Origin of the sequence: Arthrobacter sp. KBS0703, assembly GCF_002008315.2 — a bacterium.
In the GTDB taxonomy this organism is placed as follows: Bacteria; Actinomycetota; Actinomycetes; order Actinomycetales; family Micrococcaceae; genus Arthrobacter.
In genome coordinates this window covers 1,031,481-1,056,881 of record NZ_MVDG02000001.1, presented here as the reverse complement: position 1 = coordinate 1,056,881, position 25,401 = coordinate 1,031,481, and the positions used below count along the sequence as shown (strand labels likewise).

The window sequence follows — 25,401 nt, the reverse complement described above, 5'->3', positions numbered from 1 at the left end:
CTCAGGCCAGCCGGGTCAGCCAGCCGTGCGTGTCCTCGACGGTTCCGGTCTGGATGCCCAGCAGCTGCTCACGGATGGCCATGGTGGTCTCCCCCGCCTTCGCGTCCTCGGAGCCGATGAACTCGGTGCTGTCCTTGAGCACGCCAATGGGGGTGATGACAGCGGCAGTACCGCACGCGAAGACTTCGGCGATCTCGCCGGAGGCCACGCCGTCACGCCATTCATCCAGTGTGATCTTGCGTTCGGTGACCTCGCGGCCCATGTCCTTGGCCACCTGGATGATGGACATCCGGGTGATGCCCTCCAGGATGGTTCCGCTAAGCGCGGGCGTCACCAGGGAGCCGTCCTTCATCACGAAGAAGACGTTCATGCCGCCGAGCTCTTCGACGGCGTTGTCATTGAACTGGTCCAGGAAGAGAACCTGCTTGCAGCCGTGGGCCTCGGCTTCCTGCTGCGCAATCAGCGACGCAGCGTAGTTGCCGCCGCATTTCGCGGCGCCGGTTCCGCCGCGGCCGGCGCGGGCGTATTCGCGGGAGATCCAGATGGAGACAGGCTTTAGCTCGCCGCCGAAGTAGTTGCCAGCCGGGGACGCAATGACGCGGAAGGACACTTCACGGGCGGCACGGACACCAAGGAAGGCCTCAGTGGCGATCATGAACGGGCGCAGGTAAAGCGCTTCGCCGTCGCCGGAGGGAACCCATTCCTTGTCCGCGGACACGAGTTCGCGGATGGCGCCCAGGAAGTACTCTTCCGGGAGTTCGGGGAGGGCCAGGCGCCGGGCGGAGTTGTTCAGGCGTGCGGCGTTCGCTTCGGGGCGGAAGGTCCAGATGGAACCGTCGGCGTGGCGGTAGGCCTTGAGGCCCTCGAAGATCTCCTGGCCGTAGTGCAGGACTGCGGCTGAAGGGTCAAGGGAGATGGGACCGTATGCCTCGATGCGCGCGTCATGCCAGCCGCCCTTGCCGTCCTCGTCGACGCTGTAGTCGACGATCGCGGTGTGGTCGGTGAAATAGTTGCCGAAACCTGGGTTCGCCAGGATGGCTGCACGCTCTTCTGCAGACTTCGGGGTTGCCGAGGGCTGCTGGGTGAATTCGACGCCATGGGCAGTCTGAGTCATGGTTCCTCCACGGTCGGCTGCCTGGTGTGTGAACGTGGTTCAGCGTCGGACCACGGCAGCAATTGGTGATTCAGGTCAAGCTTACGCCTGCCGGCAGGGGCTAGACGGCCGCGGCGATGGCATCGCCAATGGCGCTTGTGCTCCGCGATTCGCCGTTGCGGGCTTCGACGTCGGCCACCACCGCGGACTCGATCCTGCGGGCCGCGGCCGAGTAGCCCAGGTGCTCCAGAAGAAGTGCGGCCGACAGAATGGCGGCAGTGGGGTCCGCCTTCTGCTGGCCCGCAATGTCCGGCGCCGAGCCGTGGACCGGCTCGAACATGGAGGGGGAAGTCCGGTCCATGTTGATGTTGCCCGAGGCTGCCAGTCCGATGCCGCCCGTCACTGCGGCGGCGAGGTCCGTGATGATATCCCCGAAGAGGTTGTCCGTGACGATCACGTCGAAGCGGGCCGGATCGGTGACCATGAAGATCGTGGCGGCGTCGATGTGCAGGTAGTCGTGCGTGACCTGCGGGAACTCCGCGGCCACAGCTTCGACCGTGCGCTTCCACAGGTGGCCCGCGTAGACGAGCACGTTGTGCTTGTGGACCAGGGTCAGCTTCTTGCGGGGCCGTTCGTTGGCGCGCCGGAACGCGTCGCGGACAACGCGCTCAACGCCGTGTGCGGTATTCAGCGATACTTCCGTGGCAACCTCGTGCCGCGTTCCTCCGCGCAGGGTGCCGCCGTTACCGACGTAGGGGCCCTCGGTTCCTTCGCGGACCACAACGAAATCGATGTTTCCCGGGTTGGCCAGCGGGCTGCCCACGCCGCCGAAGAGACGGGAGGGCCGCAGGTTGACGAAGTGGTCGAGGCTGAAGCGCAACTTGAGGAGCATCTCGCGCTCGATGATTCCGGACGGAATGCGTGTGTCACCCGGCGCCGCACCGACAGCCCCGAAGAGGATGGCGTCGCGGGTCCTCAAGTCTTCGAGGACTGCGTCGGGGAGCGTCTCGCCCGTCTCCAGCCAGTGCTGGGCACCCAGCTTGTAGTGGTGCTGTTCAAGGGTCACGCCTTCGGCGGCGACAACCTTCTCCAGGACCTTCAGGGCTTCTGCGATGACCTCGGGGCCAATGCCGTCGCCCGGGATGACAGCAAGATTGATGGTGGATGCGCTCATGTTTTTCAGAGTAGCCAAATGATCCACATTCTGGTCAAACTGTCTCATTATTCGAACGCGGGATCGACGCTCCCGCATGTCCTGCCTTAAAACCCGAGACGCCCCTGTACGTCCATTTCGGACGTACGGGGGCGTCGGCGGCTATGGTGCAGGACCGGCGGGAGCTCCGGGTCCTACGCTTCGGCGGGTTCCTCGTACTTCGGGAAAACCGGAGCGGGTGCCGGGAGCTCAGTCCCCGCCACAATCGGCGTCGGGATCGCAGCGAACTGGCGCGCCGCACCCTCCGGCTGGCCCAGTGTCCCCAGCAGGGCGGCAGTCGCCGTCGGCATCACCGGCTGCGCAAGGATGGCCACGATGCGCAGGACCTCGAGGGTCACGTACAGCACCGTCTGCATGCGTTCGACGTCGGACTTCCGCAGGACCCAGGGGGCCTGCTCGGCGAAGTACGCGTTGGTGTCCCCCAGCACGCCCCAGATCGCTTCGAGGGCCCGGCTGAACTCCTGCTTGTCGAAGGCGGCACGCGCCTGCTCCAGGAGGGCGTTCGCCTGGGCCAGGATGGCCGTGTCCTCCGGCGTGAACGCCCCGGGAACAGGAACGCGGCCTTCGCAGTTCTTCGCCACCATGGACAGCGAACGCTGGGCGAGGTTGCCGAAATTGTTGGCCAGGTCCGAGTTCATCCGGCCCACAATGGCTTCGTGGTTGTAGCTGCCGTCGGCGCCGAAGGGAACCTCGCGCAGGAAGAAGAACCGGACCTGATCGAGGCCGTACTGGGCCACGAAGTCGGCCGGTGCCACCACGTTGCCCAGAGACTTGGACATCTTGACGCCGTTGTTCTGCAGGAAGCCGTGGATCATGACCCGCTTGGGCAGCTCGAGGCCGGCGCTCATCAGAAACGCCGGCCAGTAAATCGCGTGGAAGCGCGAGATGTCCTTGCCGATCACGTGCACGTCGGCCGGCCAGTACTTCTTGAACGATTCCGACTCGACGTCGGGGTAGCCGGCACCGGTGAGATAGTTCGTCAGGGCGTCGACCCACACGTACATGACGTGCTTTTCGTCCCCGGGGACGGGCACGCCCCAGTCGAACGTGGTGCGGCTGATGGACAGGTCTTCGAGGCCGCGCCGGACGAAGCTGATGACCTCGTTGAAGCGGGACTGCGGGGCGCCGAATTCAGGCTGTGCCTCGTACAGCGCCAGCAGCTTGTCCTGGTAGGCGGACAGCCGGAAGAAGTAGCTTTCCTCGGCGGTCCAGGTCACCGGGGTGTCGGTCTCCTTGGTGTAGCGGGCGCCGTCCTCCTTGACCACGGTGTCGTCTTCCACGTAATAGGCCTCGTCGCGGACGGAGTACCAGCCCTCGTACTTGGAGAGGTAGATGTCGCCGTTGGCTTCCATCCGGCGCCAGATTTCCTGGCACGCGGCGTAGTGGTCCTGGTCCGTGGTGCGGATGAAGCGGTCGTGGGAAATGCCCAGGTCCTGCTCCATCTGCTTGAAGGCCGCGGAGTTCCGGTCCGCCAGTTCCTTGGCCGTCAGGCCTTCCTTCTCCGCCGACTGCTGCATCTTCAGCCCGTGCTCATCAGTGCCGGTCATGAAGAAAACATCGTGCCCGTCCAGCCGCTTGAACCGCGCCATGGCATCGGTGGCAATGACCTCGTAGGCGTGGCCGATGTGCGGAACGCCGTTGGGGTAGCTGATGGCCGTGGTGATGTAGAAGGGGCGCTTTTCTGAAGAAGTCACGGGCGGGAAATTACCTTTGGTACGGAGGGATGAAGCTAGATCAGTTCGGTCAGGGTATCGCTCAGCCGGACCAGTTCGTGGTCATGTGACGCCACCAGGACCTGTCTCTTATACACATCTAGATGTGTATAAGAGACAGGTTGGCCGAGGCCCGGTCAAGGCTCGCGGTGGGCTCGTCAACCACCAGGACGCGCGTGCCGAGGATCAGGGCGCGGGCGATGGCGACGCGCTGCCGCTCGCCGCCGGACAGCTGGGCGGGGCGGTGCCGCATCCGCCGGCCGAGGCCCACGAGGTCCAGCAGGTCCTTGGCCATGTCGCGGCGCTGGTCCACTTCGCCGTCCGGGACGGCGGGCAGAAGGACATTCTCCAGGGCGCTCATGCCGTCGATCAGTGCCCCGCCCTGGTCAACGTAGCCGATCAGGGCACGGCGCCGGTCCGCGATCTCGTCGTCGCCCATGCTTTCGAGGGACTCGCCCTCCCACAGCACCCGGCCCGACGTCGGCAGGGTAAGGCCCGCACCCACGGTCAGGATGCTGGTCTTGCCTGAGCCGCTGCGGCCGGCAACGCAGTGCATCTCGCCTGCGTGGAGGGTCAGGTCGAAGCCCTCCACCACGCTCACGGCTTCGGCTCCGCCTTTTCCGCCGCCATAGCGGATGGTGATATTGCTCAGCTCGAGCGGGGTACCGTGATCGGCGGCCTTGACGAGGGTGTTGGCGCGCGTCTGGAGCGAGCCCCCGCCGTCGTTGTTCCCGCGCTCCCGGCGAGGGTTCAGGTCGTTAGTCATTGGACCACTTTCGTTGCAATAGGAATCCAGCAAAGTACAGCCACGAGCCCGGCCACGGCGGCCCAGAGTGCGGCATAGGGGGCAAGGAGAAGTCCGACGCCGAGGGCGCCGAGCACGCCCAGCGGAACCGCGACCGCTCCCACCAGGGCATTTTCGAAGAACCGGACCTGGCCCAGCATGTCGGGGTTCCAGCCCATGGCCTGCAGCGTTCCGAGGTACTGGCGCTTGGCCTGCAGCTCGAAGCGGCCCGTGACCAGCGTCAGCACAAGCCCGACCGCCACTCCGGAGAGTCCCAGCACGAGGCTTGGCAGGGCCACGCTGGCGGCGGCCAGGCCGCTGAGCGCGCTGGCCCCGGCGGCCCGCGGGATGTCGATCAGCAGGGAGACCAGGCCGCCCACCGCGGCACCGAATACGCCGACCGCAACGGCCAGGGAAATCGCGTTGAACCGGTTGGTGCTTAGCTGCCGGTTGGCGAAGGTCAGCGGCGAATCTACGGCGATGAGCCGCTCGTCATGCTGCGGTTCCTGGTCAATTTCCTCGCGGTGGCGCAGCATCTGGGCGGCGACGAAGGCCGCGGCCAGATACAGGACCAGCACGGACGCCGAGACAAGCACCGTGGCCACGTTCCAGCTGAGCAGGCTCAGGACGACGCCGGCGACAGCCAGCAGCCCGGCGCCCACGGCGAATTCTGTCTCTTATACACATCTAGATGTGTATAAGAGACAGGTCCAGCCCATGGCGCGCAGGGTTCCCGCCTCGCGGCGCCGTTGCCGGATGTAGCTCACGGTCGATGCGCCGGTGAGCAGCGCCGCACCGCAGAGGGTCAGGAAGAGCAGCGTGAGGTTCGTTGCGGTCAGCGAGCTGGACACGGCGTCGGCGGCATCCTGCCTGACCCACGACTGCTGGACGGTGCCCAGCGCAGACTCCTTGCCGGCGTCGTCCTTGGAGTAACCCGGAACGAGGATGTTGGCGTCCTCGCGTGCGGAACCGGCCACAACCGTGGCCTCCAGGCCCATGTCCCGGATCTGGTTGGCGAGCTTCTCCACGTCCGGCTGCGCCTGCTTCCAGCTGCCGGAGGCGCTGGCACGGACGCGCACGGCGTCAATGACCGAGGCGTTCTTCTCGTAGCCGCGGGCAGCGGCCAGGCCGTAGTAGTCCGTGATGGCCCCGGCGGACTGGCTCACCAGTCCGGTGGCGCTGAGGGACGGCTTGAGTGCGGCGTCCGGGACGTCCTTGCCTTGGGCATCCTTGGTCAGGGTCATCGGCGTCGGGTCGTAGCCGCCCAGCGGAAGCCGGTTGACGTCCCCGGCCGCTGCCTGCACGGCCGCGGGATCGAACGTGCCGTAGACCATGGCGAGGGGCGTCGCCAGCTTCTTGCCCGTTTCGAGGTTTTCCCGGTAGGAGCGCTCGTCCACAGGGTTGCGCTGCGTCTGGTCAACGGGTTCCCCGCCGGCCGTCTTCTCCGGAAGGCGGTTGACGGTGACCCATTCACCGGGGGTCGCGGTCTTCTCCGTGGCGCCGTTGCCCGCAGTGGAGCCGTCGGTGTACTTGGGCGCGGAGGCGAAGTTGGTGCTCCAGGTTGCGGGACTGTAGAGCCCGCGGCTGAAGTTCGCGGAGTTGCCGAGCAGCTTGGAATAGTCCGTGGAACCGGGCCACGACAGCGCGAAGGGCGACTTGGACACGAACGGAAGGTAGTCCTTGTCCAGCGAGCGGTCCGCGGTCCCGATCTCCTTGACCACGTTCCCCGAGTCATCGATTTCCTCGATCTTCACGGAGTACTTCAGGTCAAGGGACGTGCCGGAGCGGACAATCAGCGGAATGGCCTTGGAATCTTCGGTCAGCTCGCCGCTGCGCTTCGCCTGCTGGTACTGGGTCATGAGGGGCGCCCAGTATTTGAGCTTGACGCCCAAAAAGTCGGGTCCCTCTTCGAGTTCCTGCATGCCGATCCCGTTGGTGAACAGGCTCTCGAAGTGGCGGCCAATCGCCGCGGCGCTGCGGGCATCCGCCGGCGGCGCCTTCTCCAGCGGGGCAAGGAAGTCGCCGGAGCTCCCGAGGAGGGCGCGCTCGGAGACGGGGTCGACGGCGACCACGGACTCCGTGACTTCCGGCGCCATGGGCAGGGAAACGGAAAGATTGAAGAGGTTGTGCTCGGAGCCTCCGGCGGGTGCCGGAAATTTGATGCCCGTTTCCCCGTCGGGGCCGGCGATGCGGATGCTCTTGCCGCCGTCGACCTGTTCCTCCACGAGCCGGGCCTTGCCGAGTGTACCTTCGGCCGTCGACTTGAAAAGGGTCTTTTCGGAGGCGCCGTCGGAAGTCGTGGCGCTGGCCGTCAGGCGGTACTTCTTGGCGGTATCGCTCAGCACGGACTGCGCGGCGGGCCACTTGCCGGGGTCGGTGCCGCCGGGCTGGCCGGTCGTCGCAGTGCCGACGAGGCCTGCGTTGAAGCCGAGGTAGTCCATGGCTTCGAGCCGCGGGGCTTCCAGGTTCTGCGTGACACGGGACACCAGGCTGATGGGCGCGGCCACCGAAGTGCCGGTCAGGTCCCGGATGCCCTGAAGCTGGTCAAAACTGATCCCGCCCTGGCCGGTGGCGATGTCCGGCTGCACCAGGGCACCGCCGGACCCTGCCTTGGCCTGGACCAGGATGTCATAGAGCCCGCGCGAGTTCTCGTCCACGGTCCGGTTCAGCGCTGCCTGCGACTGGTTCTGGACGAGGACGGACAGGCACATGGCGACGATCAAAATGGCAGCGGTCAGCAGCAGCACTTTGCTTCTGATGAACCTCTGGACGGCGTTCATTGAGCTCCCTGAAACCTGGATTGCGTGTGCACGCCACGATCACCGGTGGATGTGGGGTCGTCCCTTGCGGGCGTGCAAAAAGTGTGGCCGGCCTGCCGGCAAGATCCTGAAATTCGGACCTAGCCATTGTACGCAGACCGGCCAATCATACTTGTCCAAGGTGTCCTCCAAGCCACGCGGAGTTCACCTTGGCGAAGGACCCTTAGTCTTCGAGGTCCACTTCACGCACCATTTCGGCGCCGATGCCGGCCTTGATGGCGTCGAGCACCTGCTGCGGAACGGAGGTGTCGATGGTGAGCAGTGCGAGCACTTGGCCGCCCTCAGCCTGCCGTGCCACCTGCATCCCACCGATGTTGATGTTGTTCATGCCGAGGATGTGGCCGATGGTGCCGATGACACCCGGCCGGTCCGCATAGGAAACCACCACGAGGTGCTCGCTGATGGGGATTTCAACGTCGTAGCCGTTGACGCCGACCAGCTTCTGGACCTGCTTGGGGCCGGTCAGGGTGCCGGCCACGGAGATCTGCGAGCCGTCGCTCAGGGCGCCGCGCAGGGTAAGGACGTTGCGGTAGTCCTCGGCCTCGGGTGTGGTGATCAGGCGGGTGTTGATGCCGCGCTGCTCGGCGATCACGGGGGCGTTGACGTACGAGACCTGCTCGGTGACGACGTCGGCGAAGATGCCCTTCAGGGCAGCCAGCTCCAAAACCTTGACGTCGAGGGAGGCGATTTCGCCGGCCACCTCAACGTCGATCTGGGTCAGGGAGGCGTGGGTCAGCGCGGTGAAGATCCGGCCCAGCTTCTCGATCAGCGGGATGCCCGGGCGGACGTCGGGGGCGATCACGCCGCCGGCAACGTTCACAGCGTCCGGGACCAGTTCTCCGGCCAGTGCGAGCCGGACGGACTTGGCCACGGACACGCCGGCCTTTTCCTGGGCCTCGTCGGTGGAGGCGCCCAGGTGCGGCGTCACCACGACGTTGTCCAGCTTGAAGAAGGGCAGGTCCGTGCTGGGCTCCTGGACGAAGACGTCCACGGCGGCGCCGGCGATCTGGCCGTCCTGAAGCGCCGTGTAGAGGGCCTCCTCGTCAACGAGGCCGCCACGGGCAACGTTGATGACGTAGGCGCTGGACTTCATCTTGGTGAAGGCGTCAGCACCGAGCATGCCAACCGTTTCCGGCGTCTTGGGCATGTGGATGGTGACGAAGTCCGAATGGGCCAGCAGCTCGTCCAGGCTCACGAGCTTCACGCCGAGCTGTGCGGCCCGGGCGGAGGTGATGTAGGGATCGTAGGCCAGGATCTCGGTGTCGAAGCCCTGCAGGCGGGCGGCCACGAGGGCGCCGATGCGGCCCAGGCCGATGATACCGACCTTCTTCTCGAACAGCTCGATGCCCGTGTACTTGGAGCGCTTCCATTCGCCGTCCTTGAGTGCGGCACTGGCCTGCGGGATGTGGCGGGCCAGGCTCAGGATGTGGCCCACGGTGAGTTCGGCGGCGGAGACAATGTTCGACGTCGGGGCGTTGACCACCATGACGCCGGCCTGCGTGGCGGCCTTGATGTCAACGTTGTCCAGGCCGACGCCGGCGCGTGCGATCACCTTCAGGTTCTTGGCCGCGGCGATTGCTTCGGCATCCACCTTGGTGGCGGACCGGACCAGGATGGCGTCCACATCCACAATGGCAGAGAGCAGCTGGGATCGGTCTGCGCCGTCGGTCTGGCGGATTTCGAAGTCCGGGCCAAGGGCCTCGACTGTGGCGGGCGAAAGTTCTTCGGCGAGCAGTACTACGGGTTTTGACACGGCTGATCCTCTGCGTTGCAGTCCTGGGGATGAATCAAGTCTAGGCTGACGGAAAGGCCGGGCTCACATTGTTAAGTGTGAACCCGGCCTCACTGTCGCCCTCTGAATGGCGCCTAAGCGGCAGCCTTAGCGGGCTGCAGAGCCTTCAACGTAGTCCTGGTCCTGCTGCTGCCAGGAGAACAGGGAGCGCAGCTCGCGGCCAACAGCCTCGATCGGGTGCGCCTCTGCCTTGGCACGCAGTTCCTTGAATTCGGCCCCGCCGTTGTCCTGGTCCTCAATGAAGCGCTTGGCGAAGGCACCGTTCTGGATGTCGGCGAGGACAGCCTTCATGTTTTCCTTCACCTCGGGGGTGATGACGCGCGGGCCGGAGACGTAGTCGCCGTACTCTGCGGTGTCGGAAACGCTCCAGCGCTGCTTGGCGATGCCGCCTTCCCACATGAGGTCAACGATGAGCTTCAGCTCGTGCAGCACCTCGAAGTAGGCGATCTGCGGCTGGTAGCCGGCCTCGGTCAGGGTCTCGAAGCCGTACTGGACCAGCTGGGACACGCCGCCGCACAGGACGGACTGCTCGCCGAAGAGGTCCGTTTCGGTCTCTTCGGTGAAGGTGGTCTTGATGACACCGGCGCGGGTGCCGCCGATTGCCTTTGCGTAGGACTTGGCGAGTTCCCAAGCGGAACCGGAAGCGTCCTGCTCCACGGCGATGATGTCCGGGATACCGCGGCCTGCCTCGAACTCGCGGCGTACCGTGTGGCCCGGAGCCTTCGGGGCGATCAGGATGACGTCTACGCCCTCCGGAGCCTGGATGTAGCCGAAGCGGATGTTGAAGCCGTGGGCGAAGGCCAGTGCCTTGCCGGGGGTCAGCTTGTCCTTGATGGAGTCGTTGTAGATCGAGCGCTGGTGCTGGTCCGGTGCCAGGATCATGATGACGTCGGCCCATTCGGCGGCGTCGGCAACGTTCTTGACCGTGAAGCCTGCTTCCTCGGCCTTGGCGATCGACTTCGAGCCCTCCTTGAGGGCGATGGCAACCTCGACGCCGGAATCGCGCAGGTTCAGTGCGTGGGCGTGGCCCTGGGAGCCGTAGCCGACAATGGCAACCTTGCGACCCTGGATGATCGACAGGTCGGCGTCGTCGTCGTAGAACATTTCAGTCACTGGGGTGTCTCCTTTGAGTGGATTCTTTGTAGATGGTTGTCTGTGGTGCGGTATTGCCTGGACGTTGCAATGCGGGAAAGGCTGTGCCTTAGGCGCTGCGCAAAGCCCTGTCACTCATGGAGCGGGATCCCCGTCCAACGGCCAAGGTGCCGGACTGCACAATTTCGCGGATGCCGAAGGGCTCCAGCACTGAAAGCAGCGCCGTGAGCTTTTCGGGGTGGCCGGTTGCTTCAATGACCACGGAGTCGGTGGAGACGTCAACCACTGAAGCGCGGAACAGGTCTGCAGCCTGGGTCACCTGCAGACGAGTTGCGGCATCCGCACGCACCTTGACCAGGATGTGGTCGCGCTGTACGGAAGATTCGGAAGTCAGTTCAACAATCTTGATCACGTTGACCAGCTTGTTCAACTGCTTGGTGACCTGTTCGATCAGGTCACCGTCGGCGTCGACGACGACGGTCATCCGGGACATGCCCGGGACTTCCGTCGGGCCGACGGCCAGGGAATTGATGTTGAAGGCCCGGCGCGCGAAGAGGCTCGCGACTCGGGTCAGCACACCGGGTTTGTCTTCGACCAGAACGGACAGCGTGTGGCGGGTCATGATCAGTCCTCCTCTTCCCATTCCGGGGTCATGTTGCGGGCAACCTGGATCTGGTCGTTGCTGACCCCGGCGGGCACCATCGGCCACACCATGGAGTTGGGGCTGACAACGAAGTCAATGACCACGGGGCGGTCGTTGATTTCCAGTGCCTTCTGGATGGTGGCGTCGATGTCCTCATCGCGTTCGCAGCGGAAGGAGGCGCAGCCGTAGGCCTCGCCCAGCTTGACGAAGTCCGGGATGCGGACGGTGTCGTGGCCGGTGTTCAGGTCGGTGTTCGAGTAGCGCCCTTCGTAGAAGAGCGTCTGCCACTGCCGCACCATGCCCAGCGAGGAGTTGTTGATAACGGCAACCTTGATGGGAATCTTGTTGATGGCGCAGGTGGCCAGTTCCTGGTTGGTCATCTGGAAGCAGCCGTCGCCGTCGATGGCCCAGACCACGCGGTCCGGCTCCCCCACCTTGGCGCCCATTGCGGCCGGAACGGCGTAGCCCATGGTGCCGGCGCCGCCGGAGTTCAGCCAGGCGTGAGGACGCTCGTACTTGATGAACTGCGCGGCCCACATCTGGTGCTGGCCCACCCCGGCAACGTAGATGCCCTCGGGGCCGGTGAGGGCGCCGATGCGCTCGATGACACGCTGCGGTGCGCTGAGTCCGTCTTCGGGCTCGGTCCATCCCAGCGGATAGGTGTCCTTGAGGTTGTTCAGGAAGGCCCACCAGCTGGTCAGGTCCGGCGTGCCCGCGGCCGTGAACTGGGTACGCACGGCTTCGGTCAGTTCCGGAATGATTTCCTTGACCGATCCGACGATCGGGACGTCCGCCGTGCGGTTCTTGGAAATCTCGGCGGGGTCGATGTCGGCGTGGATCACCTTGGCGTTGGGCGCGAACGTCTTCAGGATGCCGGTGACGCGGTCATCAAACCGGGCTCCCAGCGTGATGAGGAGGTCCGACTGCTGCAGCGCCGTCACCGCGGACACCGTGCCGTGCATGCCGGGCATGCCGACGTGCTGCGGGTGCGAGTCCGGGAAGACGCCGCGGGCCATCAGCGTGGTCACCACGGGCGCACCGGTCACTTCCGCCAGCTCACGGAGCTCGGCCGCGGCGTGGGCCTTGACCACACCGCCGCCGACGTACAGCACGGGCTTGCTGGCGGCGGCGATCAGCTTGGCGGCCTCCCGGACCTGCTTGTTGTGGCCGCGGACCACGGGCCGGTAGCCGGGCAGGTCGATCTTCGGCGGCCAGGAGAACGTCATCTGTCCCTGCTGGGCGTCCTTGGCAACATCAACAAGGACAGGACCCGGACGGCCCGTCGAGGCGAGGTGGAATGCCTCGGCCATGACGTGCGGGATGTCGTTGGGGTCCGTCACCAGGAACGAGTGCTTGGTGATGGGCATGGTGATGCCCACGATGTCGGCTTCCTGAAAGGCGTCGGTGCCGATCACTCCGCTGGAGACCTGGCCGGTGATGGCCACGAGCGGAACGGAGTCCATGTGCGCATCCATGATGGCGGTGACGAGGTTGGTGGCACCGGGGCCCGAGGTGGCGATACAGACGCCCACCCGCCCGGTAACCATGGCGTAGCCTTGCGCGGCGTGGCCGGCTCCCTGCTCGTGACGGACCAGAACGTGGTTCATTTTGGAGGCCATCAGAGGGTCATAGGTGGGCAGGATCGCGCCACCGGGCAAACCGAAAATATCGTCGACGCCGAGTTCTTCGAGCGAACGGACAATTGCTTGCGAGCCGGTCATCACCGTCGGGGGTACGACGTTGTTCGGCCCAAGTACGGGAGAGGCGGTTGCAGCAGTGTCGACGCCGACGGCGGTTTCAGCCGTCCGGTCGGCGCGTTCCGGAGCCTTGGGGGCTCCAGCGGACTTAGTAGCCATCAGCGAGGGGCTGATCGGCGATCCTTTGCTCATCGGACTCTTCCTTAGTGGATCTTGGATTGGGCGGTGCTGGGTGAAGCTGAACGTGCTGCCACGCTGGAAATAAAAAAACCCCTCAGCCTGGCGGCTCTTCGAGGGGTTGCGCGTGACGGTTCGTTACCAGTCGGGCTATTGAGCCACGCGCTTGGTAAGGACGACGACGGCGCCGGCGGTAACGAATGCGATCATGCGTTCAGTTTTCCCTCTTGGTCAGATGCGTGTCAACGAGCACGGCCCGCGTCTCACCATATGGACTTCATTGTCCACGAATCGGATAATGCCGTTCACCCAACTGAGTAGCAGCAGGTGTCGCTATGACGGCTCAAAACGACGCCTGCTGCTACCTAGTTGGGCTGGCCGGAACCGATTAACCGCAGTATGCGCCAGTGGAGGCGCTGTGCACCAGCTTGGCGTACTTGGCCAGCACGCCCTTGGTGAACTTGGCCGGCAGCGGCTCCCAGCCGATCTTGCGGGACTCGAGCTCGGCGTCGTCGACCAGGAGGTCGAAGGTGCGGGCCGCAATGTCCACGCGGATGCGGTCACCGTCCTTGACGAAGGCGATGGGGCCGCCGTCGACGGCCTCGGGAGCAACGTGGCCGATGCACAGCCCGGTGGTTCCGCCGGAGAAGCGCCCGTCGGTGAGCAGGAGGACGTCCTTGCCCAGGCCGGCGCCCTTGATGGCACCGGTGATCGCGAGCATCTCCCGCATGCCCGGGCCGCCCTTGGGTCCTTCGTAGCGGATGACTACGACGTCGCCGGCCTTGATCTCGCCGTTGTCCAGTGCGTCCAGGGCGCCCTGTTCGCGCTCGAAGACGCGTGCGGTGCCCTCGAAGACGTCGGCATCGAAACCGGCGCTCTTCACGACGGCGCCTTCCGGAGCCATCGAACCATGCAGGATGGTGATGCCGCCGGTCTTGTGGATCGGGTTGTCCAGGGCGCGGAGGATCTTGCCGTCCAGATCCGGCGGGTTGATCGCCGCGAGGTTCTCGGCAACCGTCTTGCCGGTGACGGTAAGGCAGTCGCCGTGCAGCAGACCGGCGTCGAGCAGTGCGCGCATGATGACCGGAACGCCGCCGATCTTGTCGACGTCGGTCATCACGTAGCGGCCGAACGGCTTCAGGTCGCCGAGGTGCGGGATCCTGTCGCCGATGCGGTTGAAGTCATCGAGCGTCAGCTCAACTTCGGCTTCGCGGGCGATCGCGAGCAGGTGCAGCACGGCGTTGGTGGAGCCGCCGAATGCCATGGTCACGGCGATGGCGTTCTCGAACGCCTTCTTGGTCATGATGTCGCGGGCAGTGATGCCGAGGCGCAGCAGGTTGACCACCGCTTCGCCGGACTTGCGGGCGAACTCGTCGCGGCGGCGGTCTGCCGACGGCGGGGCGGCCGAGCCGGGCAGGGACATGCCCAGCGCCTCGCCGATGCAGGCCATGGTGTTGGCCGTGTACATGCCGCCGCAGGCGCCTTCGCCGGGGCAGATGGCCTTTTCGATGCGGGTCAGGTCTTCGAGGCTCATCTTGCCGGCGGCGCAGGCGCCCACGGCTTCGAAGGCGTCGATGAGGGTGACTTCCTTCTCGGAGCCGTCCTCGAGCTTGACCCAGCCGGGCATGATGGAGCCGGCGTAGAGGAACACGCTCGCGAGGTCCAGGCGCGCGGCCGCCATCAGCATGCCGGGCAGAGACTTGTCGCAGCCGGCCAGGAGCACGGAGCCGTCGATGCGCTCGGCCTGCATCACGGTCTCGACGGAGTCTGCAATGACTTCACGCGAGACCAGGGAGAAGTGCATGCCCTCGTGGCCCATGGAGATACCGTCGGAGACGGAAATGGTGCCGAACTGCATCGGGAATCCGCCGCCGGCGTGGACGCCTTCCTTGGCGCCCTGTGCCAGCCGGTTCAGGGAAAGGTTGCAGGGGGTGATTTCGTTCCAGGAGCTCGCGACGCCGATCTGCGGCTTGGCGAAGTCGTCATCACCCATGCCGACGGCCCTGAACATCCCGCGTGCCGGAGCCGCATGGATGCCGTCTGTGACAACCCGGCTCCGGGGTTTGATGTCAGGCTTGTTGTCGGTTGCGATCTGGGTGTCCTCACTCATGGGTCAAAGTCTATGACTCCGGCGAGGGGGCCAACGACAGGGACCGGCCCGTTAAGCGGAAATCCACGAATATTTCGATCAGATAGTGGACTCTTGTCTCATATAGTGGACGGAGGCTCGGGATTGCCTCGTTTTCGTGGCCGGGATCACTTCCGTTCCAGGCTGTCCGTCAGGCATCTGGCCTCCTCGGTCAGCATGCCCAGGACCTGCTGGATGGTGGACCGCGCCGCCACCTCCGGCCGTGCGAGCGCCACGATACTGCGGCGCGCAGTTACTCCGGTCAGCGGGCGGAGGACGAAGCCGTGCCCCTGGTTTCCGAGTGAGGTGTAGCGCGGGAGCAGCGAGAGCCCGTGACCCGAACTGACGAGGGCCTCCAGCACACGCAGATCGGCGAAGAGCTGGGCGCGTACGGCGGTGGCGCCCGCCTGTGCCTCGATCTGCTGCAGGACGGTGTCGAAGGGGAACCCTTCGGGGACTCCCATCCAGGGAAAGCCGACAACGTCCCGGGCCGTCAGGCTCGCCTTGGCGGCCAGGACATGACCGGCCGGAACAGCCACGTCCAGCGGCTCGTTCAGCAGCGGCACCACCACCAGCCCGCGCCGCCCGAAGACATCGGGCCCGTCGACGCTGTGGGCCAGGACGATGTCATAGTCCGCGGCGAGGCCGGCGAAGCCCGCCACCATGGGATCCTCCAGGTGCGCCTCGAAGTGCAGCCCGTCAATGGCTTTCACGCGGTGCAGCAGCCCGGGCAGCAGCATTTCGGCGGCACTCGGGAAGAAAGCGGCCTTGACCTGGGTCTGCCAGCCCCGCCGGTACGTATCAACCGTCGCCTCGGCACGCGCCATCGCGACGGCGACTTCCGCCGCCGCGCGCGCCATTGCCGCGCCGGCCTCCGTGAGCCTCACGCCCCGGCCGGACTTCTCCACCAGCACGACACCCAGTTCGTCCTGCAGGGTCTTCAGCTGTTGCGAAACGGCGGACGGTGTGACGCCCAGCGCCTCGGCCGTGGCACCCACCGATCCGCGGTCGGCCAATTCCCTGAGTATGCGGAGCCGCTTGAAGTCCATGAAGCGAGGCTACGTCACGGAGGGAGGACTCTTGAATGCTGCTTATCCATGCCGACCGGCGGGCGCCAGGGCATTGACAAACCTAGACAGTGGTATTGACAGCGACGTACCGTCAAGCAACGGCAACCTCGCCTCGTGGACAGAAGGGCTTTGCTATGGAGTGGATCATCTGGGTCATCATCATCGTATTGATCATCGCCGTCGTCTGGTGGCTGCTGAACCGCAATTCGGGCAAGACGGCGGCAGCCCAGGATTCGGCCCGCACTGACCAGGTGACTTCCCCGGCTTCCACCGGCACCCAGTCTGACGTTACGGCATCCGTACGCCCTGTCTCTTATACACATCTAGATGTGTATAAGAGACACGCCGAGTCCGCCGCCGCAGCGTCGGCTGCCGCGGCCACCACCGGCATAGCCGCCGGCTCCGGCCGCGCGACTGAGCCGGACGCCGGCACCGCAGCGGCCGAAGCACCGGCACGGCAGGGTTCCCCGTGGCATCCCAGACCGAGCCTGAGGACCTTGAGCCGGACATCGAATCGTGGGATGCCGCCACTCCGCGCCCCTCGGCAGACGAACCGGACGCCGGTGCGTCCGGTTCTGCTACGGCAGGACAGGCACCCGCCGCTGCGGCAGCTGACGCATGGGACAGCCCGTCCCCGGCTGCCGGCCACTCCCCCGGCGGCGACGTCGATGATTGGGATGATGACGAGGACAAAGCCGAATGGGATGCCCAGTGGTCCGACGCCGGGAGCGCACCGGACGCGGCGACGGGAGCCGGCGGCTCTGCGGCGGCAACGACGCGGCCAACCAGCGGGACGACAGCGGCAGCGGCCGAATCCAGCACGGCCGCCCGGCCCGCCTCGCCGGTGCACCACGCCGAGTACACGGAACCGCACTCCCCACGCTGCCGGGGGCCGAATCGGCTGCGGCCGAGGCGTTCGACGCGGAGGCGGAAACCCAGCAGCGGATGGCTTCTTCCGCCGCCACGGAGGCCGCAGCGAGCCATGCGGCCGAGCCGTCCGGCCACGCGGCCGAGGATACAGGCGGCGCCCCGGGCCTGGATCAGGAGCCGCCCTCGGCACGGAGCGGGTCCCGGGCGGGGAACCGGGCCGGCCCTACGGCGAAGGATCGGCCGCACCATCGGCGGACGGCAGCGTTCCGGAGGGCTACGTCGTCAAGGGCGACGTCGGCTCGATGACTTACTACGACGAAGACAGTTCCGGTTATGAGGATGCCAGGGCGGAAGTGTGGTTCCTGACTGCGGCACATGCCGAAGCTGCCGGCTTCCGGGCACCGCGCCGGTCGCGGCGCTAACGACGCGGCGCTGACTTAGCGCGGCTAACGACTGACGGAGGTGCCGTGGTGGCCAGACGGACAGCGACGACGGTCACCACCAACACGGCGGAGTAAGAGTGACAGCGGCAGGAGCGAGAAGGACCGAAGGCGGCCGGGGCGGCGCCCGGAGTGCCGCCGCGCCGGGCGGCCGGGCGCCCGTCGTCCGGCGCCCGGCTCCGTCCAGGCGAGCCGCCGCCACAGCGTTGGCAGTGGCATTGGCGCTCCTGCTGGCGGGCTGCACGGGTGACGGCGGCGGAGCACCGACAGCCAGCAACCCCGGCGCGCCGGCTTCAACCACCCCGGGCAGCGGGACCGGCCCGGGCGGGAGCGCATCAGCCAGCCCCGGCGCGGCCACCTCCAGCGCACCGGCGGCACCGGTGGCACCGGTGGTCCGGAGCAGGATTGACGGCCTGCAACTGCCCTGGTCAATGGTGTTCCTGCCCGACGGGACCGCCGTGATATCGGAACGGGACTCCGCCTTGCTCAAGTCCGTGAAAGGCGGCGAAATCCGCACCGTCGGCAAGGTCCCGGACGTAGTTCCCGGCGGCGAGGGCGGCTTGTTGGGCCTCGCTTTGTCGCCGGACTTCGCGTCAGACCGGCTCCTGTACTTCTACTTCACCGCGGCCGGTGACAACCGGATTGCCCGGGTGCGGCTCGACGAAGCGGGGACGGGGGCGGACCCCGGGCTCAGGCTGGGTGCCCCCGACGTCATCTTCTCCGGGATTCCGAAGGCCACAACACATAACGGCGGCAGGCTCCGCTTTGGCCCTGATGGTTTCCTCTATGTGGGGACCGGCGACTCCCAGCGGCGGGAACAGCCCCAGGACCGGAATGCGCTGGGCGGGAAAATCCTGCGCCTTACCCGGGACGGCGAGGCCGCGCCGGGAAACCCGCTCCCCGGAAATCCCGTGTACAGCCTGGGGCACCGGAATGTGCAGGGGCTGGCATGGGACAGCGGGGGCAGGCTGTGGGCCAGCGAGTTCGGTCCCGACGTCAATGATGAACTCAACCTGATCCAGGCCGGAGGAAACTACGGCTGGCCGGAGGTTACCGGCGCACCGCACCGGGAGGGATTCATCGACGCAAAGGTTGTCTGGCCGTCCACGGCCGAGTCATCCCCCAGCGGACTGGAGATCGTGGGCGGCACGGCCTATCTGGGCGCGCTCCGGGGCCAGCGAATCTGGGCCGTTCCGCTCCAAGGTGAAAACGCCGGCGCCCCTGTGGGCTATTTCACACGGCAGTACGGCCGTATCCGAAGCGTTTCACTCGCCCCGAGCGGGGAATTGTGGGCTCTGAGCAACAATGAAAACCCTGATTTCGTGCTGATTTTGGGCCTTCCGAACTGACGTGCGGGACCTCCCGCCGGCCCGATTTCACACTGGCCAAAAGTTCGTGTAGAGTTTCATGTCGTTGCGGAGATCAACGAGGGAAAGAAAAGCCCACGATTGAACGAAACAGCAGATGCACCTCTAGCTCAATTGGCAGAGCAATTGACTCTTAATCAATGGGTTCCGGGTTCAAGTCCCGGGGGGTGCACAGGTGAGAAACCCCGTCTTCATAGGCCACAAGCCGTGAAGGCGGGGTTTCGTTTTGCCCTCGAATATCGTGATGTGCCAGACCCGATGCGCACGGCCGATGCGGGAGCGTCTGCTTACAATCGAACGTCATCAACTACTGAGGGAACCAATGAAGAAACTCACCACCGCCCTGCTCACCGCCGGCCTGCTCCTCTCCGCTTCGGCCTGCGCATCACCCCAGCTGACCACCGCGGAAACCTGCGACCGGATCAAGATCGTGGTGTCGAACCCCACGAACAGTCTGGGCAAGACAGGAATGACGCGACTTGCAAACCAGATCCGGCCCATCCATGCCGTGGCCTCGGATGACCTGAAGCCGGCGCTGCAGGCGATCCTGGATTACACGGACGAGTCCGTCAAGGAGAGCCCGGACGCCGGAAAGCTGACCGCCCTGAAGGCAGACTACGAGCAGGCCGGCAGCACCTACACCAAGTTCTGCAGCTAAGGGCTGCACGTGCGGGCTGCAACTGCAGCCTGAGACTGCGGCCACGGATAGAATCTCCGAAGCCGTGGATCCCGACGTTGATGAGCCTCGTCCGGTAGTATCGGACGAGGCTCAACTTGTTGGCTGGCAAACGCCCCATGAACAGTCCGCCAAGACATCCCGAACACCGGCGTTTGGGCCCGTCCGACGGGAACGTGCGCGGCTAGGGTCACAGCATGAAAATCCCCAACAAGCGCCTCAGCAGGGCTGCCATCGCAGCCCTGACCCTCGGCCGGCAAACTCCAGGCCGTCGGCATCCCGGCGCGCGTTGAACACGTTCAGTCCCCTCAGCTGGCAGACTCCGGCGGTGACCTGGGTTTCAGGGTCCGAGCCGGACAGTTCGCGTCGAAGGCCGATGCCGCACCAGCAGTCGCGCAGATCAAAGCTGCAGGCTACCGGGATGCCGCGGGAGGAGTTGACCGCTGGACGGTGCCGTGTTCATCCAGCACGGCCTCCATGCCGGGGCCGGACGGAGTGGAGGGCCCGAAGTCGTGGGTAAAGGCGACGATCTCATCGGGATCGGTTCCCTCCCCACGGTCGGCGCACGACTGGACCTCGATGCAGAACTCGTCAACGAGGACGGCAAGGCGCTGAAGGCCGGCTCCTCGACGGACGTTGTCAACGGAGGTCCCGTCCTGATGACCAACGGCGTCGAGAACATCACCGCAAAACGGGATGGCATGGTCCACCAGGGCGAGAGCAACAGCTTCTATTACGGCTGGGTCCACAAACGCAACCCCCGGACCATTGCCGGCGCCGATACCCAGGGGCGCACCCTGCTGGTCACCGCCGACGGACGCCAGACCACAGCGCTCGGGCTCAGCATCAAGGAATCAGCGGATGTGGCCCGGTCCCTCGGAATGGTGGACGCCATCAATCTCGACGGCGGCGGCTCCACCACCATGGTGGTCAACGGCCAGGTGGTCAACTCGCCCTCCGACGCGGCCGGCCAACGGCCGGTCGGCGATGCCCCTTCTGGTGCTTCCCCGCCGGAGGGACTAGCGCTGTTCGTTTTCCGTTGCGGGCCGCTCGTGACCGGCAGGCTCTCCGGCCCAGGGCGGCTTCGGCGACCATTTGCCGGCCGCAGCGGTGGAGATGAAGTAAAACGCGATGACGACGCCGGTGACCGTCGTCAGCGAGGCAAGAAGCTGGTCCGGGAGGAGATCCCGGGTGGGTCCCGGCGCGAAGAAGGTGGCCCACGAAACCAGCACCAGGTAGAGGAGAACAACAGTCGCAGTAATGGCGTCGCGCATCGCCTCGGCCGGCGGAAGCTTCCGGTCGTCCCGCTGGTGGATCCAGATGCCATAGAAGGTGATCAGGATGAGCAGGCCCGCGCCGAGCATGTAGCCCAGATCCTGGAAGAGCCACGTTTGCCTGCCTTGGGTGGCGAGCTTGTAGGTCACGTTCTCTGCGATCGGCGCGAGCGACACCACGATGAAATCAGGGAGGATGACACGGCGTACGAGGGGGTTCCGGTTCGGGCGTCGTCCGGCGTTGGGGCCGCTGCCGGCAGTTTGGTCTTCAGGCATGACTTGTCCGCCCATCTCCAGGACTCACGATATGTGGTCAGTCTCGCCCTCCCCTGACGTGGCGTCAACCGGGGCAACTGGGCAAGGGGGAGGCGGCCGAAGCGGGTCAGTCGAAGGAGCGGGCCTCGACCGGGAGCCCGGAGTCGCCGCTCGCCACGATGGCGGTGGTCGCGGGGGACGCGAACCGGGTGGCGAGTTCCCGGACCACGGCCTGAAGTTCCTGCCGGAGGACGTCCGGATCGATGGACGCTGCGGCAAGCACGGACCGCTCCATGTCGGCTGCGGCGGCCACTGCCTCGGTGCCCCGATCAGTCAGTGAAACGACGTGGCTGCGGCGGTCAGAGGTGCTGCGCTGGCGCACGATGTGTCCGTGTGCTTCGAGCCGGCTGAGCGTTTTGCCCATGGTCTGGGCCTGAACGCGCACCAGCTGGGCCAGCTGGGCCTGCGTCATGGGACCGTTGTTGTAGAGAACCTCGATGGCAATCACACCGGCGTGGGTGAGGCCGATTGCACCCAATTTTTCGTTCCAGGAGTGCTCGACAAGACGTGCCGCTGTGGACAAGAGGCGCCCAGTGGGCCAGCGATCCATATCAGGCATAGAAACAAGTATAGCCAAGTGTGGATTAGTGCCCGCCCACATGCCTTACTAAGCTTAAATGTCCCGCACGCAAACAAGGAGAATACTTTGGCTGAAAGACTTAACCCGGGCGACGCCGCACCCGCCTTTACCCTGAAGGACTCGGCCGGAGCCGACGTCAGCCTCAGCGACTACCGGGGCCGGAACACCATCATTTACTTCTATCCGGCCGCCGCCACTCCCGGATGCACCAAGCAGGCGTGCGACTTCCGGGACAGCCTCGCATCGCTGCAGTCCGCGGGCTACGACGTCCTGGGAATCTCGCCCGACCCCGTCAGCAAGCTGGCGTCATTTGCTGAATCCGAAGGTCTCACCTTCCCCCTCCTGTCCGACGAAAGCCATGCAGTGGCCGAGGCCTACGCTGCGTGGGGCGAGAAGAAGAACTACGGGCGCACCTACGACGGCCTCATCCGTTCGACCGTTGTGGTGGATCCGGACGGCAAGGTGGCCGTGGCCCAGTACAACGTCCGGGCTACGGGCCATGTTGCGAAGCTGCGCAAGGACCTCAAGCTGGCATAAGCCGGCTCCTGAACCCGCCGGCGAAGCCTGCTGAAGGCCCGGTCGGCTAACGGTACAATGGAGGCTGGCATCCGCCGTCGTACGTTTTTTGCCGGTTACAAGAGGGCAGAAGGCGCCGGGCGGAGCCGCGCGCGAGTGGTGAAATTGGCAGACACGCAGGATTTAGGTTCCTGTGCCTTCGGGCGTGGGGGTTCAAGTCCCCCCTTGCGCACCAGGCAATACGGCAGTGCAGACGAATACTGCACAGCACGGAATCCCGGGCCACCAGGCCCGGGATTCCGGCGTTTAAGCAGCGGTTCCTCCCGCGCGGCGGAACTGAAACAGGGCCGCACAAAAAAGTTTTTCCGGGTCACCCATCCACTGCCGCCCAGTGGCCGAATACCCATTGAGACACCAACCAAGGGTCGGTGCCCGCAGTCGGAATAGGGCCAATGGACGGGGACGGAAACGTTCTCCGCAGGCAATGATCGGCACAACCAAGGAGAATCGAAATGCAGTCTTTCAAGCGCACAACTTTCACCGTTGCAGGTGTTGCAGCCGCAGCACTGCTCAGCCTGACCGCGTGCGGCGGTTCGGCCACGACGGCGACCAGCTCCTCTGCTGCAGCTGAGCCGTCCGCCTCCAGCATGGCGCCGTCGCCGTCGGAAACCTCCGCGGCAGCCATGGATCCCGCGGCCAACCTCGTAGGCCCCGGCTGCGCCGGATACGCGCAGAAGGTACCCAGCGGTGCAGGTTCGGTCTCGGGCATGGCCCTGGACCCGGTGGCAGTGGCCGCCTCCAACAACCCGCTCCTGAAGACGCTCACCGCCGCTGTTTCGGGCAAGCTCAACCCGAAGGTTGACCTCGTGGACACGCTGAACGGCAGCGAGTTCACCGTCTTCGCACCGGTGGACGACGCCTTCGCCAAGATCGACGCCGCCACGATCGAAACGCTCAAGAAGGATGACGCCCTGCTGAGCAAGATCCTCACCTACCACGTTGTCCCGGGCCAGATCACCCCCGACAAGATCGTCGGCACCCACAAGACGGTCCAGGGCGGTTCCGTGACCGTGACCGGCAGCAAGGATGCCCTCAAGGTTGACGGCGCCAACGTGATCTGCGGCGGCGTCAAGACGGCCAACGCCACTGTTTACCTGGTCGACTCGGTGCTGATGCCCAAGTAGTCCCTCCTGGGACTCCCGTCCGGGGAAGAACTGGGATTCCATCCGGCACAGGGAAAGCCGTGGCCCGCACCGGCTTAGGTGCGGGCCACGGCTTTGTCATGTCCGCCCGGGCCGGCGCGTCCGGACGCCACGGTCCGTCAGGAGGAGCCTGCCCGTCAACTAGAATGAGGGTCGGGGCCAGCAGACCGCAGCCGCCCACGCGCAGCCCAGCAGCCCAGAGGTGATAAATCCAGTGCCCAGCAGTATGTCGCGCCGTACGGCCATCAAAACCGGTGCCGTCCTTCTGGGCTTAACGCTCACTTCCTGCACCGGCGAGCCGGACCCGGCGCCCTCCTCCGCCGCAGTCAGCACCACCCCCACGCCCACCGGCCCGTCGGCGACTTTCGCGTTCGGTACGGCTTCCCAGCCCCTGGGCCTGGACCCGGCCCTGGCGAACGACGTCGAGTCCCAGCGGGTTACCCGCCAGGTCCTTGAGGGACTCGTCGGCGTCGACCAGACCACGGGCGAACCCACGCCGCTGCTCGCCACCGAATGGACAGAGTCCGCGGACGGACGCTCCTATACCTTCACGCTGCGCCCCGGCATCACGTTCCACGACGGTTCCCCGTTCAACGCCCAGGCCGTCTGCACCAACTTTGAGCGCTGGTTCCACTTCTCCGAAGCCATCCGGAAGCAGGCTGCGGGAACCACCTTCAAGGGCGTCTTCAAGGAACACTCCGATCAAGCCAGCCTCTCCGTCTTCAAGGCCTGCACGGCGTTGTCGCCCCGGCTGGTGCGGATCGACCTCACCGAGCGCTTCACGGGATTCCTGCAGGCCCTGACCCTGCCCGCGTTCGCCGTCTCCTCCCCCAAGGCACTGGCAGCCGGACGGGCCGACGTCCTGAACCTCCGCCGGGGCAGCCAGGTCCTTTCCGCCTACGCCACCCACCCCGTGGGCACCGGACCGTTCCGCTTCTCCGCCTGGGACAGCACCAGCGTCACCCTCGTCACCAACAAGGACTACTGGGGCGACCGCGGCCAGATCGGCACCATCCACTTCATTACCTACGACCACCCGCAGACCCGCCTCCAGGCCCTGATCGACGGCAAGATCGACGGCTACGACGCCGTGACCGTGGGCAACTTCGACCAGCTCGTCAAGCGCGGAAAACAGATCATCCAGCGCGACCCCTTCTCGGTGATGTACCTGGGCATGAACCAGGCGGTTCCCGTCCTGGCGGACCTGAAGGTCAGGCAGGCAGTCGAGCTGGCCATCGACAAAGACACCCTCATCCGGCGCTTCTTCATCGACAACACAACCCAGGCCTCGCAGTTCGTGCCGCCGAAGCTGAGCGGGTTCAACAACAACGCGCCGGCACTGGGCCACGACCCCGACAAGGCCAAGGACCTGCTGGCGGAGGCAGGCTACAAGGGCGCGCCGCTCAAGTTCTACTACCCCATGAACGTGACCCGGCCGTATCTGCCCACACCCGAGAAGGTCTTTGCCGAGATCAGCCGGCAGCTCACGGCCGTGGGCTTTAATATCAGGCCGGTTCCCGTCGACTGGTCGGACGGCTACCTGCAGAAGGTCCAGTCCCCCGGCGACCATGCCTTCCACCTGCTGGGCTGGAACGGCTCCTACGCGGACGCGGACAACTTCCTGACGCCGCTGTTCGGCGAGAAGAACGGCGAGTTCGGATACCAGGACGCCCAGGTCTTCTCCAAGATCGACCGGGCCCGCGGCCTGCCCGACGGCAAGGACCGCACCGAGCAGTACCAGACCATCAATGCCCAGATCGCAGCGACGGTTCCGGCCGTCCCCATCGCGTTCCCGATTTCGGCGCTGGCACTGTCCGACCGCGTCCTCAGCTATCCCGCCTCGCCGGTATTAAATGAAGTTTTCACCAAGGTCCAGCTAAGGCCTTGACGGGCGGGACCAATTTCAGTTAGTGGGCGGTGCAGGGATATTCTGTGACAGCC

18 protein-coding genes, 2 tRNA genes and 4 pseudogenes are annotated in these 25,401 nt (G+C 65.6%); 9 read left to right on the top strand and 15 right to left on the bottom strand.

Annotated elements, in window-relative coordinates:
* Position 1: 1 nt before the first annotated feature.
* The 12 genes and pseudogenes from B1A87_RS04950 to B1A87_RS04895 form a co-directional block, all read right to left on the bottom strand.
* The gene (locus tag B1A87_RS04950; protein WP_078026634.1) at positions 2-1,114 is read right to left on the bottom strand and encodes a branched-chain amino acid aminotransferase; all 1,113 of its coding nucleotides are present in this window, start codon (positions 1,112-1,114) and stop codon (positions 2-4) included.
* Positions 1,115-1,214: 100 nt separating this feature from the next.
* Positions 1,215-2,267 (bottom strand): 3-isopropylmalate dehydrogenase, encoded by a 1,053-nt coding sequence (locus tag B1A87_RS04945; protein WP_078026635.1) that lies wholly within the window; start codon positions 2,265-2,267, stop codon positions 1,215-1,217.
* A 173-nt stretch (positions 2,268-2,440) separates the two neighbouring features.
* Positions 2,441-4,000 carry a methionine--tRNA ligase gene (metG, locus tag B1A87_RS04940; protein ID WP_078026636.1) on the bottom strand — a complete coding sequence of 520 codons (1,560 nt, stop codon included), beginning with the start codon at positions 3,998-4,000 and terminating at the stop codon, positions 2,441-2,443.
* A gap of 35 nt (positions 4,001-4,035) precedes the next feature.
* Positions 4,036-4,784, bottom strand: a pseudogene (locus B1A87_RS04935) (ABC transporter ATP-binding protein).
* Positions 4,781-7,582 (bottom strand): annotated as a pseudogene (locus tag B1A87_RS04930) (FtsX-like permease family protein). The pseudogenes B1A87_RS04935 and B1A87_RS04930 overlap by 4 nt, the downstream one beginning before the upstream one ends.
* 202 nt (positions 7,583-7,784) lie before the next feature.
* Positions 7,785-9,374 carry a phosphoglycerate dehydrogenase gene (gene serA, locus B1A87_RS04925; RefSeq protein ID WP_078026639.1) on the bottom strand — a complete coding sequence of 530 codons (1,590 nt, stop codon included), beginning with the start codon at positions 9,372-9,374 and terminating at the stop codon, positions 7,785-7,787.
* A gap of 126 nt (positions 9,375-9,500) precedes the next feature.
* On the bottom strand, positions 9,501-10,526 hold the full coding sequence (ilvC, locus tag B1A87_RS04920) for a ketol-acid reductoisomerase (protein ID WP_078026640.1): 1,026 nt from the start codon (positions 10,524-10,526) through the stop codon (positions 9,501-9,503).
* Positions 10,527-10,614: 88 nt separating this feature from the next.
* Complete coding sequence (ilvN, locus tag B1A87_RS04915) at positions 10,615-11,127, bottom strand: acetolactate synthase small subunit (RefSeq protein WP_028271611.1); 513 nt, start codon at positions 11,125-11,127, stop codon at positions 10,615-10,617.
* Positions 11,128-11,129: 2 nt separating this feature from the next.
* Positions 11,130-13,037 carry an acetolactate synthase large subunit gene (locus tag B1A87_RS04910; RefSeq protein ID WP_078026641.1) on the bottom strand — a complete coding sequence of 636 codons (1,908 nt, stop codon included), beginning with the start codon at positions 13,035-13,037 and terminating at the stop codon, positions 11,130-11,132.
* 373 nt (positions 13,038-13,410) lie between these two features.
* Positions 13,411-15,132 carry a dihydroxy-acid dehydratase gene (ilvD, locus tag B1A87_RS04905; RefSeq protein WP_078026642.1) on the bottom strand — a complete coding sequence of 574 codons (1,722 nt, stop codon included), beginning with the start codon at positions 15,130-15,132 and terminating at the stop codon, positions 13,411-13,413.
* Between the two features lie 146 nt (positions 15,133-15,278).
* Entirely contained in the window at positions 15,279-16,199 is a 921-nt protein-coding gene (locus tag B1A87_RS04900; RefSeq protein ID WP_078026643.1) for a LysR family transcriptional regulator, read from the bottom strand.
* A gap of 309 nt (positions 16,200-16,508) precedes the next feature.
* The gene (locus B1A87_RS04895; RefSeq protein WP_144275724.1) at positions 16,509-17,225 is read right to left on the bottom strand and encodes a hypothetical protein; all 717 of its coding nucleotides are present in this window, start codon (positions 17,223-17,225) and stop codon (positions 16,509-16,511) included.
* Positions 17,226-17,742: 517 nt separating this feature from the next.
* Between B1A87_RS04895 and B1A87_RS04890 the strand changes: the two genes are divergently transcribed.
* The 4 genes and pseudogenes from B1A87_RS04890 to B1A87_RS24575 all read left to right on the top strand — a co-directional run.
* The gene (locus B1A87_RS04890) at positions 17,743-18,879 is read left to right on the top strand and encodes a PQQ-dependent sugar dehydrogenase (protein WP_260680670.1); all 1,137 of its coding nucleotides are present in this window, start codon (positions 17,743-17,745) and stop codon (positions 18,877-18,879) included.
* Positions 18,880-18,996: 117 nt separating this feature from the next.
* Positions 18,997-19,069 (top strand) — tRNA-Lys (locus B1A87_RS04885).
* 150 nt (positions 19,070-19,219) lie between these two features.
* Positions 19,220-19,555: a hypothetical protein gene (locus B1A87_RS04880; RefSeq protein WP_078026645.1), complete on the top strand. Its 336-nt coding sequence runs from the start codon at positions 19,220-19,222 to the stop codon at positions 19,553-19,555.
* Between the two features lie 294 nt (positions 19,556-19,849).
* Positions 19,850-19,936: pseudogene (locus tag B1A87_RS24575) on the top strand (hypothetical protein); the annotation flags it as partial.
* Positions 19,937-19,986: 50 nt separating this feature from the next.
* On the opposite strand, the gene B1A87_RS23630 reads toward B1A87_RS24575, so the two are convergent.
* Entirely contained in the window at positions 19,987-20,322 is a 336-nt protein-coding gene (locus tag B1A87_RS23630) for a hypothetical protein (RefSeq protein WP_260681083.1), read from the bottom strand.
* Here B1A87_RS23630 and B1A87_RS23625 point away from each other — a divergent pair.
* Positions 20,233-20,505 (top strand): annotated as a pseudogene (locus B1A87_RS23625) (phosphodiester glycosidase family protein); the annotation flags it as partial. The gene B1A87_RS23630 and the pseudogene B1A87_RS23625 overlap by 90 nt on opposite strands.
* 87 nt (positions 20,506-20,592) lie before the next feature.
* Here B1A87_RS23625 and B1A87_RS04865 read toward each other — a convergent pair.
* Positions 20,593-21,123 carry a hypothetical protein gene (locus B1A87_RS04865; protein ID WP_078026646.1) on the bottom strand — a complete coding sequence of 177 codons (531 nt, stop codon included), beginning with the start codon at positions 21,121-21,123 and terminating at the stop codon, positions 20,593-20,595.
* A 106-nt stretch (positions 21,124-21,229) separates the two neighbouring features.
* A complete protein-coding gene (locus B1A87_RS04860) occupies positions 21,230-21,712 on the bottom strand; it encodes a MarR family winged helix-turn-helix transcriptional regulator (protein ID WP_078026647.1) in 483 nt (160 codons plus the stop codon).
* Between the two features lie 96 nt (positions 21,713-21,808).
* Between B1A87_RS04860 and bcp the strand changes: the two genes are divergently transcribed.
* From bcp to B1A87_RS04840, 4 genes are all read left to right on the top strand, one after another.
* Positions 21,809-22,279 carry a thioredoxin-dependent thiol peroxidase gene (gene bcp, locus B1A87_RS04855; RefSeq protein ID WP_078026648.1) on the top strand — a complete coding sequence of 157 codons (471 nt, stop codon included), beginning with the start codon at positions 21,809-21,811 and terminating at the stop codon, positions 22,277-22,279.
* A 129-nt stretch (positions 22,280-22,408) separates the two neighbouring features.
* Positions 22,409-22,493, top strand: a tRNA-Leu gene (locus B1A87_RS04850).
* 277 nt (positions 22,494-22,770) lie between these two features.
* Complete coding sequence (locus tag B1A87_RS04845) at positions 22,771-23,442, top strand: fasciclin domain-containing protein (protein ID WP_078026649.1); 672 nt, start codon at positions 22,771-22,773, stop codon at positions 23,440-23,442.
* A 244-nt stretch (positions 23,443-23,686) separates the two neighbouring features.
* On the top strand, positions 23,687-25,348 hold the full coding sequence (locus B1A87_RS04840; RefSeq protein ID WP_078026650.1) for an ABC transporter substrate-binding protein: 1,662 nt from the start codon (positions 23,687-23,689) through the stop codon (positions 25,346-25,348).
* Positions 25,349-25,401: the final 53 nt, after the last annotated feature.

Bases quoted from the DNA above. Each gene is read 5' to 3' on its own strand.
- B1A87_RS04950 (WP_078026634.1), bottom strand. From the start codon at position 1,114: ATGACTCAGACTGCCCATGGCGTCGAATTCACCCAGCAGCCCTCGGCA.
- B1A87_RS04945 (WP_078026635.1), bottom strand. From the start codon at position 2,267: ATGAGCGCATCCACCATCAATCTTGCTGTCATCCCGGGCGACGGCATT.
- ilvN (WP_028271611.1), bottom strand. From the start codon at position 11,127: ATGACCCGCCACACGCTGTCCGTTCTGGTCGAAGACAAACCCGGTGTG.
- B1A87_RS04910 (WP_078026641.1), bottom strand. From the start codon at position 13,037: ATGAGCAAAGGATCGCCGATCAGCCCCTCGCTGATGGCTACTAAGTCC.
- ilvD (WP_078026642.1), bottom strand. From the start codon at position 15,132: ATGAGTGAGGACACCCAGATCGCAACCGACAACAAGCCTGACATCAAA.
- B1A87_RS04900 (WP_078026643.1), bottom strand. From the start codon at position 16,199: ATGGACTTCAAGCGGCTCCGCATACTCAGGGAATTGGCCGACCGCGGA.
- B1A87_RS04880 (WP_078026645.1), top strand. From the start codon at position 19,220: ATGAAGAAACTCACCACCGCCCTGCTCACCGCCGGCCTGCTCCTCTCC.
- B1A87_RS04865 (WP_078026646.1), bottom strand. From the start codon at position 21,123: ATGCCTGAAGACCAAACTGCCGGCAGCGGCCCCAACGCCGGACGACGC.
- B1A87_RS04860 (WP_078026647.1), bottom strand. From the start codon at position 21,712: ATGGATCGCTGGCCCACTGGGCGCCTCTTGTCCACAGCGGCACGTCTT.
- B1A87_RS04845 (WP_078026649.1), top strand. From the start codon at position 22,771: ATGCAGTCTTTCAAGCGCACAACTTTCACCGTTGCAGGTGTTGCAGCC.
- B1A87_RS04840 (WP_078026650.1), top strand. From the start codon at position 23,687: ATGTCGCGCCGTACGGCCATCAAAACCGGTGCCGTCCTTCTGGGCTTA.